This is a genomic window from Sphingorhabdus sp., assembly GCF_029865925.1.
GTDB lineage: Bacteria > Pseudomonadota > Alphaproteobacteria > Sphingomonadales > Sphingomonadaceae > Sphingorhabdus_B.
On sequence record NZ_JARXAI010000045.1, the window covers coordinates 1 to 8,428 of the forward strand.

The following is an 8,428-nucleotide window of genomic DNA, read 5'->3' on the forward strand; positions in this document are numbered from 1 at the left end:
ATACACAGGCTTGATATCAGCACGCGAAATCCCCTCGATAGAACAAGAGAGAGCAATCGTCTTCGCTAGCGGCAAAAACGCCTATCCAAAGAAGGGCCAGCACCAGCGCTTGCGCCCTAAGGTGCTGACAGCGCCGAAATAGGCGTAGGCCAAAATGTGGTGGAGAGCGGGATGAATGTCATGAAGAGCAGCGGCAACACCCTGAGCGCGCAAGACGAACGGGCGATCAGAGCGCTGCTTGTCTCATACGGATGCGCTATTGACCGACGCGATTGGGAGAAATTGCGCGCGTGTTTTTCAGATGATTGCGAATGCGATTATGGCAGTTTTGGCAAATGGACCGGCCCCGCCGCGATCGTCCAATATATGAAGCAGGTGCATGCCGATGTCGGGCCGACGCTGCACCGCATTACCAATATCGAAACCGAAATGCAGGGCGGACAGGCCCATGCGCGGTCCTATGTCGATGCGCTGCTGATGCCGATCAACGAAGGTGGCCCAGTGCATCACGGCATCGGTTATTATGACGATCAATTGATCCGCACTGGCGCAGGCTGGCGGGTTGCGCGACGGCAATTCGTGCCAGTTTTTCTGGGTTAGGATCGGACGCATGGGAACGCTTAGCGGAAAGACGGCGGTCATTACCGGCGCGTCGTCAGGCATTGGCGAGGCGACGGCGCGGAGGCTTGCGGGTGCCGGGGCCAGAGTGATGCTGGTGGCGCGGCGTGCAGAGCGGTTGGAAGCGCTGGCGAATGAGTTAGGTAACGGCGCGTGCTTTGTTTCGCTTGATCTTGCGCACCCCAACGCGGCGCAGGCTTTGCTCGATACAGCAGAGGCGCAACTTGGCGCTATCGACATATTGGTCAACAACGCGGGCATATTGCGGACTAGTCCTGTCGACACATTCGATCTGGAAGAATTGGAACCGATGATAGCGATCAACTACTCCGCCGTGGTGCGCAGCAGCATCCTGTTTGGGCGGCATATGAAGGCCAATGGCAGCGGCCAAATCATCAACCTCTCGAGCATCGGTGCAAGCATCTCCGCCGCCGGAACCGGTGTCTACGGCGGACTAAAACGCGCGCTGGATGCTTTCACCGAGGTATTGCGGATCGAACTAGCAGGCAGCGGCGTACGCGTCGGACTGGTCGCGCCGGGGACTACCACAACCGAAATTTTCGAGGATATGAAAGCGCATGGCCAAGCCGGCTGGGACGAATATATCCCGCCGATGGTCGGCGACGACATAGCCCGTGCTATCCTGTTCATGTGCGAGCAAACGGGCAACGCCAACGCGGCACGGCTTCATATTTACGCGACGTCGGAGGGGTTTTAGGGGTTCAGTCGAGCCGACTATAGGCCGTGATATCAAAAGGCTCGAATGGCTTCCCTGCCTGCGCTTTCACAACCCATGCTGGGTCCATTAACAACGCACGGCCCAAGGCGACTAGGTCAAATTCCTCGCCTCCAAACCGCCGCACGACTTCACTGAGATTATCGATCGCGTGTGTCGGCTGAGCAAAGCTTGCCGCGAGCTCTTTGTCGAAGCCAATGCCGCCCACGGTCATCGTTGGCTTACCGGACAGTTTGCGCACCCATCCGGCCAGCCCCATGTCGGAACCAGAAAAGGCGGGCAAAGAAAACACGCGGGTGCTGACGTCGAATATGTCCACGCCTGCTGATGCTAGTGCCTCGACTATCACGCCAAGTTGTTCAGATGTCTCTGCCAGCTTCGCATCATAATCCTGCAACTTCCATTGCGAAATACGGAACAGGATCGGGAAATCAGGGCCGACCTCGGCGCGGATTGCTTTGACCAGCTCAGTCGCAAAACGCGTGCGGCGCAATATGTCCCCACCATAGGCATCTCCGCGCATATTGGTCTCGGCCCACAAAAAGCTGTCGATCAGATAGCCATGCCCGCCATGCAGCGCGATGCCATCGAAACCAGCTGCCTTCGAATTGACGGCGCTGCGCACGAACGCAGAAATGATGTCGGCGATCTCGACTTCGCTCATGTCGTTCGGGCGCATGGATTTGGCACCCGGGTGCGGTGGTGTACCTTCCCTTCGCAATCCGCCCATATGCCAGAGTTGCGGGATGATTTTCCCGCCTGCGCGGTGAACGCTATCCACGACCCTGCGCCAACCTGCCAAGGCCGCATCGCCGTGCAGCATTGGGATATTTTCTTCGCTCATCGAGCCATGGCCGATCGACGAACGATGATCTACCCCAACGCCCTCTGTAATAATCAGGCCAACCTTCGCCATAGCTCGGCGGGTATAATATGCCGCGACATCATCACCGGGTTCGCCATCTGGCGAAAATTGACGCGTCATCGGCGACATCACAAACCGGTTCGAGAGCGTTAGCGGCCCACAGGAAAATTCCGTGAACAACGGCGCAAGGTCGTCGCGCATCAAACCGCAACCAGCTTCAATGCTGATTGCGGGCAGGCGTCGGCGCCTTCTTTTGCAAGCTCCTCCATGCCGCAGGGGACGAACTCGTCCTCGACATAGACCATGCCGTTTTCATCGAGTTTGTAAACGTCCGGGCAGATTTCCGCACAAACGCCATAACCGCAACATGCCGGTTTGTTGATGACCACTTTGAATTTGTCCTGATTCGACATTTCCGTCTCCTAAAATCTTCTTTTTCGCACATTACAGCTTGAACAGATTTCATTCAATATGTATATCATGGTCCAGAGCAAAAAGATCTTAGGGACAGGAGGTGATGCCATGCTTCAGAAATCAAGCCTTACGCTTAGCGACGGAACCAAACTCGACGACCTCATTATACGCGAATCAAACGAAGTTTCGTTGCGCGTAATGAGCGACAAAGAACTTTACGACATCGAGATGGAGCGTGTCTTTGCCAAAACATGGCTTTTGCTGGCGCACGATACCGAAATACCGAACTCTGGCGATTTTGTGGTCCGTGACATGGCCGAAGACAACGTAATCATTGCGCGTGACCGAGAAGGCAATGTAAACGTATCACTCAATGTCTGCCCGCATCGCGGGATGCGGGTATGCACCGCAGAAGCGGGCAACAAGCCTATCCATCAATGCATCTACCATGGCTGGGCATTCAAGCCCGATGGCGATTTTATCGGCGCGCCGGTTGAGCGCGAGAAGATGCACGGCAACGACGTCGACAAAAAGACACTGGGGCTAAAAAAAGCCCGTGTCCATGTTTACGGAGGCCTGATCTTCGCCACTTGGAATATCGATGGCCCTTCGTTCGATGAATTTCTAGGTGATTCAAAATATTACTTCGACCAGCTTTTCTGCCGCACGGACAGCGGCCTTGAGCTGCTCGGCCCGCCGCAGAGGTTCATTGTCCCGTGTAACTGGAAAATCCCCGGCGAACAATCGGCCTCCGACGGTTTCCACACTCTCACGCTCCACCGCTCGCTTATGGAAGGTGGCATAATGGGAGGAACGGCGGAATCGATCTACGATCAAGCGCCGGGGATGTACGGTGTCGATATTTCATGTCCGCAAGGCCATTCGCTGCGCTGTCTTGAAGCGGCGCAGACCTTCAAAATGTTTTCCGACATTAGTTTTGAGGGCAAGTCGGTTGAGGAACGGCTGAACATGTTGCCGCCGCCTGGAATTACGCCAGAGCTTATCCCGCAACTGTTCAAAAACCTCTCGGCCGATCAGGTCGAGCAATTGGCTACTATCCCTCCTCAAGTCGGTGGCATATTCCCTAATATACTGGTGCTTTTCATCTTTGCCCCGCGCATGGATGGCGGCTCGTCAGGCGCTCTTGCGCTTCACACTTATGTCCCAAGGGGGCCGGACAAAGTTGAATTCGTCAATTTCATCTTTGCGGAAAAGGATGTGCCCGAACAGGTCAAGCGCGACATGCTGCAGAACTCGGTTCAGGCATCGGGCACGTCAGGCACGATCGAGCAGGATGATGCCGACGTCTGGCCGCAGATCATGCGCAATTCTCGCGGCGCCGCATCGAAGACAATGACGCTTAAATATAAGGCGCTGCATGGCCATGAACGGCCCGAAGGCTGGAAAGGTGATGGCCTGCTCTACCCAGGCTTTACCAAGGATGACACTCAGTGGAACTGGTGGCTCGCCTATCACAAGCTGATGAGCGAAGCATAAGACCCGCAGGAGACACACAATGACCTGGAAGACACAATCAACGGCGTCGCTTGATTCCACGAACATATTGCGAGGCCTAACGAGCCTGAAACGTGTGCCGTTGGGTTCACCCGTCTATAACGCCATATTGGAAACGCTGTTTAACGAGGCAGCCGCGCTCGACGAGCGGCGTTTTGACGACTGGACCGCGATGCTCGCCACCGACCTGATCTACACCGCCCCAATCCGGCTGACCCGCACCGGTCCGACCCGTGACCGCGATGTGATGCGCTCGATGTTCCATTTCGATGACGATTATAATTCCATCCTGATGCGCATAGGGCGCTTACACAAAAGCGCGTGGGCCGAAGATCCGCCATCGCGCTGCCGCCGTTTTATCACCAACGTTCGCGTTGCCGAATGCGGTACGGAGGGTGAATATGAAGTCGTGAGCTACCTCTTTTTGGAACGCAGCCGGGGCGATAATCCTGAAAATGAAAGAATGAGTGCCGAACGCCGCGATGTCTGGCGCGAAGTGAACGGATCCTTCAAGCTGGCGACGCGCGAGATCATTGTTGATCAGTCGGTTCTTGGCATGGCCAACTTTGCGGTATTTCTATAACCTATATGAGGAGCATTGCCCTGCCCTCGATTGTTGTTGTTGGGAGCGGGCTGGCGGGGTTCGGCGTGCTCCGCGAATTGCGAAGGCTATCGCCCGACGCCAAGCTGACGCTGGTAACGCTTGAGAGCGGCCATTTCTATTCAAAGCCGGCACTGTCGACGGCTTTGGCAAAGGGCAAGACGTCGGAAACTTTGGTGATCTCAAACGCCGAAAAGATGATCGTCCAGTTGAAGCTTGTCGCGCGTATCGGTCGGAAGGCGGAATCGATTGACCGGAAGAGCAAGGCGCTCTGTACGACCGGCGGCCCGATCCCCTATGACAGGCTAGTTCTTGCAATGGGCGCGACGGCGTTCCGACCCGAAATCGAAGGCGACGCTGCGCACCGGTCTATTTCGGTCAATCAGTTAGATCATTACGCATATTTCCGTGAGCAACTTCCCGATCACGCGCGCGTGCTGATAATGGGTTCGGGCCTTGTCGGAACAGAGTTCGCCAATGACCTGATCACGAACCATTATCAGGTCGCAGTCGTTGATATGTTACCCTTGCCCCTCGCGCAGTTGGTTCCGCCCGCTGTGGGTGAAAGCGTTCGCGACGCGCTGGCAAGCGAAGGTGTCGAATGGCATCTGGGCCGCAAAGTAGTAGCGATCAATTACCTGGGCGGCAGGGCAGGCTATGTCGCAACGCTGGATGATGGCAGCAACATCGAAGCCGATCTGGTGCTTTCGGCGGTTGGCCTTCGCCCCAATGTCGCGCTGGCGCAAGAGGCCGGAATTGACATCGGCAAGGGTATCAAGGTCAACCAATATGGCCAGACAAGTGACCCCGATATTTACGCAATCGGCGACTGTGCAGAATACCAACACGGCCTTTCCGCATATGTCACTCCGATCATGGCGGCCGCACGCGGGATTGCGCCAAGTGTGCTCGGCACACCGACTGAAATTCGCTTTCCGCCGCTGGCCGTTCAGGTGAAGACAACGCTGCTCCCGATCAACCTGCTGCCTCCCGCGCGTGACTGCGTTGGCGAATGGCACCGCGTGGAAAGCGATGCAGACGGCGACAAGCATCTGTTCATCGACGATGGAGGTGTCGTTCGCGGATATGTTCTGACGCGCGATAAAACCGAACAGCGCATGGAAATGGATACTAAAGTGGGGGAGTTGGCATGAGCAAGTTGCTCAATGGAAAAGTCGCAATCGTGACCGGCGGCGCAAAAGGTCTGGGCTACGGCATATCACGTGCACTGGCATCGGAAGGCGCTTCAGTGCTGATCAGCGGACGTGACGGAGCCGCCGCTGAAACAGTTGCCGCCGAAATTGAGCGGGATTTTGGTTCTAAAGCCATCGGTATCGCGGGCGATATGGGCGTCAAAGAAGACGTTCTGGCGATGGTCCAAAGGGCCGTCGACAGTTTTGGCGGCCTCGACATTCTCGTCAACAATGCCTCGCTGCTTTCCGCCGGTGTCCTGCTTGAGGACAAGACCGACGAGATGCTGCGTCGCACGCTTGAAATTGGCGTCTGGGGCAACTGGTGGGCGATGCAGGCGGCGTTTCCGCACATGAAAAAACGCGGCGGCGGATCGGTTATCAACTTCAGTTCGATTGACGCCCAGACCGGCGCATGGCTGCACAGTGACTACAATATCAACAAGCTTGGTATCGAGGGACTGACTCGGAGTGCCGCGGTCGAGTGGGGCCGTTTCAACATCCGCGTCAACGCGATTGCCCCAACCGGGCTTGGACAGGTGTTTGCCCAGCTTGTGAGAGACGTTCCCGGGTTTATGGAAACTGTTGTGGCTTCCAATCCTCTTAAACGCGCAGGCAACCCCGAAAAGGACATCGGCCCCGTAGTCGTCTTCCTCGCGTCAGAAATGTCTCGGTTTGTTACTGGCGAAATGATCAACGTCGATGGCGGACAAAATCTGCCCGGTTATGTGAGTATTCCACATAATCTCGAAGAACTGGAAAAGGGTAGCACATGAGACTGGTCGCCGCTGAAGCCTACACTGAACCCTGGCCCACGATAGCGCATGAAGTCGAGCTTTCTCCCAGCGTCATCAAGATCCTTAGCGGCGCAATCGATGTGATCGCCAACCGGGGCGCGCGACGGCTATCGATGAGCGATATCATCGACACAAGCGGCGTTTCACGTGGTACGCTGTACCGATATTTCTCAAATAAAGACGAAGTGCTGGCAGCGGTCAGCGAGTTTGTCTGCACCGGCTTTGAGAACGGTATCCGTGACGCAGGGCAAGGCATCACCGACCCCATCGAACGCTTCAAAACGGTGATGCAATTCTACGCACGCTACACTAGCGAAAACTCCCCAGACCGAGTTTTCGAAGTAGAGCCCGGGTTCCATCTAGCCTTTTTCCGTAGCCGGTTCGCGCGCTACAAAATTGCCGTGCAAGATGCCCTCGGCCCGGTCTTTGACCACTTTGATAGTCTCGTAGGCGAGGCAATCAACCGTGATACCTTCGTGGAAACGCTTGTCCGCATGCAACTGAGTACCTTGCTCGTTCCTGCCAGCGAAGAGTGGCTACAAATATGGAACGATACTGCCGAAAATGTGCAGAAATGGGCGCTAAAAATCGCGCAAGAACAGAAAGACGTAGGAAAGGACTGAATATGGCTACCGTTGCAAACTTGAGAACCGAAGACCTTACAACCTTTGCCGATCGCGCAACAGCCGACGCGATGATTGCCAAGGCCAAAGAACTCCGCCCGCTATTTCAGGCCGAAGCCGCCGCTGGCGAGAAACTGCGCGCGCCGACCAAGGCGGCGGAGAAGGCGTTGTTCGACAACAACATCCTATCCGCTTTGTTGCCCAGACGTCTCGGTGGCGTCGGCCTCTCTTTGACCGATTTTTGTCGAATGCAGATCGAAATCGCCAAAGGCGATCCGTCTATAAGCTGGGTGGTGCAAATCATTAATGGAACCAGCTGGGTCACGAGCCTCGCGCCGGACAGCGTCCAGGATGTCGTCTTTGCAAACGGCCCTGCAACCGTGTGCGGTGCGTATAATCCCCCCGGTAAGGCCCGCAAGGTTGACGGCGGCTGGATCATCAACGGTTCCTGGCCCTATACCTCCGGCTCTCGCCAGTCCACCTGGGCTCAGCAGGGCGTTGTGCTCGAAGGTTATGACGGCCCCGTCGTCCCCGGCATCAGCATGTGCTATATCCCATTCAAGGATCTTACAATCAAGGACGCTTGGTATGTCACCGGAATGCAGGGTACGGGTTCGGACATCAGCGTCGCGACCGAAGTGTTCATCCCCGAAGGCCAAATGGTGTTAATGAACGAACGCGCAGGCCAGATTGACCGCACCAAGCGACATTTTGGTGCCCCGTCGGACGTTCTGCCCGTGGTTCCGGTTGTGCGGACCACCGGCATCGCGCAGTTGATCGGCGCGGTTGAAGCCATGCTGGAAATCGTAATTGCAGAATCTGGCAAGCCTGTTCTCACTACCCTCATTGGCCCGCGCACCGGCTCGGGAGCGTATATGCGTGATCTGGGTGAGGCAGCCGCCATGCTCGACACCGCCAAGCTGGTCCTGTTCCATCTTATCGGCGAATTGGACAAAGTCGCGCTGACCGGCGCCGAGCTGACAATCGCAGACAAAGCCCGACATCGTGCACAATGTGCCCAGATGATCAAGATGATCCACAGCGCATCGGAATCACTGATGTTTCAGAC

Annotated in this window: 10 protein-coding genes; 8 read left to right on the plus strand and 2 right to left on the minus strand. The window is 56.2% G+C overall.

Annotation, left to right across the window (positions count from 1 at the left end; genetic code table 11):
• The first annotated feature begins 180 nt into the window (after positions 1-180).
• Both QE270_RS04165 and QE270_RS04170 read left to right on the plus strand, forming a co-directional pair.
• Entirely contained in the window at positions 181-600 is a 420-nt protein-coding gene (locus tag QE270_RS04165) for a nuclear transport factor 2 family protein (RefSeq protein WP_300035622.1), read from the plus strand.
• A gap of 10 nt (positions 601-610) precedes the next feature.
• A complete protein-coding gene (locus tag QE270_RS04170) occupies positions 611-1,336 on the plus strand; it encodes an SDR family oxidoreductase (protein WP_300035625.1) in 726 nt (241 codons plus the stop codon).
• Positions 1,337-1,340: 4 nt separating this feature from the next.
• Here QE270_RS04170 and QE270_RS04175 read toward each other — a convergent pair whose 3' ends face one another.
• Both QE270_RS04175 and QE270_RS04180 read right to left on the minus strand, forming a co-directional pair.
• Positions 1,341-2,420, minus strand: coding sequence for an NADH:flavin oxidoreductase (locus tag QE270_RS04175; protein WP_300035628.1), 1,080 nt, complete (start codon positions 2,418-2,420; stop codon positions 1,341-1,343).
• Positions 2,420-2,632 (minus strand): ferredoxin, encoded by a 213-nt coding sequence (locus tag QE270_RS04180; protein ID WP_300035631.1) that lies wholly within the window; start codon positions 2,630-2,632, stop codon positions 2,420-2,422. The genes QE270_RS04175 and QE270_RS04180 overlap by 1 nt, the downstream gene beginning before the upstream one ends.
• Before the next feature lie 109 nt (positions 2,633-2,741).
• On the opposite strand from QE270_RS04180, the gene QE270_RS04185 reads away from it, so the two are divergent.
• The 6 genes from QE270_RS04185 to QE270_RS04210 all read left to right on the plus strand — a co-directional run.
• The gene (locus QE270_RS04185; protein ID WP_300035634.1) at positions 2,742-4,130 is read left to right on the plus strand and encodes an aromatic ring-hydroxylating dioxygenase subunit alpha; all 1,389 of its coding nucleotides are present in this window, start codon (positions 2,742-2,744) and stop codon (positions 4,128-4,130) included.
• Positions 4,131-4,149: 19 nt separating this feature from the next.
• Positions 4,150-4,731 carry a 3-phenylpropionate/cinnamic acid dioxygenase subunit beta gene (locus QE270_RS04190; RefSeq protein ID WP_300035637.1) on the plus strand — a complete coding sequence of 194 codons (582 nt, stop codon included), beginning with the start codon at positions 4,150-4,152 and terminating at the stop codon, positions 4,729-4,731.
• A 5-nt stretch (positions 4,732-4,736) separates the two neighbouring features.
• On the plus strand, positions 4,737-5,903 hold the full coding sequence (locus QE270_RS04195) for an FAD-dependent oxidoreductase (protein ID WP_300035640.1): 1,167 nt from the start codon (positions 4,737-4,739) through the stop codon (positions 5,901-5,903).
• A complete protein-coding gene (locus tag QE270_RS04200) occupies positions 5,900-6,715 on the plus strand; it encodes an SDR family oxidoreductase (protein ID WP_300035643.1) in 816 nt (271 codons plus the stop codon). The genes QE270_RS04195 and QE270_RS04200 overlap by 4 nt, the downstream gene beginning before the upstream one ends.
• Positions 6,712-7,359 carry a TetR/AcrR family transcriptional regulator gene (locus QE270_RS04205; RefSeq protein WP_300035646.1) on the plus strand — a complete coding sequence of 216 codons (648 nt, stop codon included), beginning with the start codon at positions 6,712-6,714 and terminating at the stop codon, positions 7,357-7,359. Before QE270_RS04200 ends, QE270_RS04205 begins: the two co-directional genes overlap by 4 nt.
• 2 nt (positions 7,360-7,361) lie before the next feature.
• On the plus strand, positions 7,362-8,428 hold a 1,067-nt coding region (locus QE270_RS04210), incomplete at its 3' end, for an acyl-CoA dehydrogenase (protein WP_300035649.1).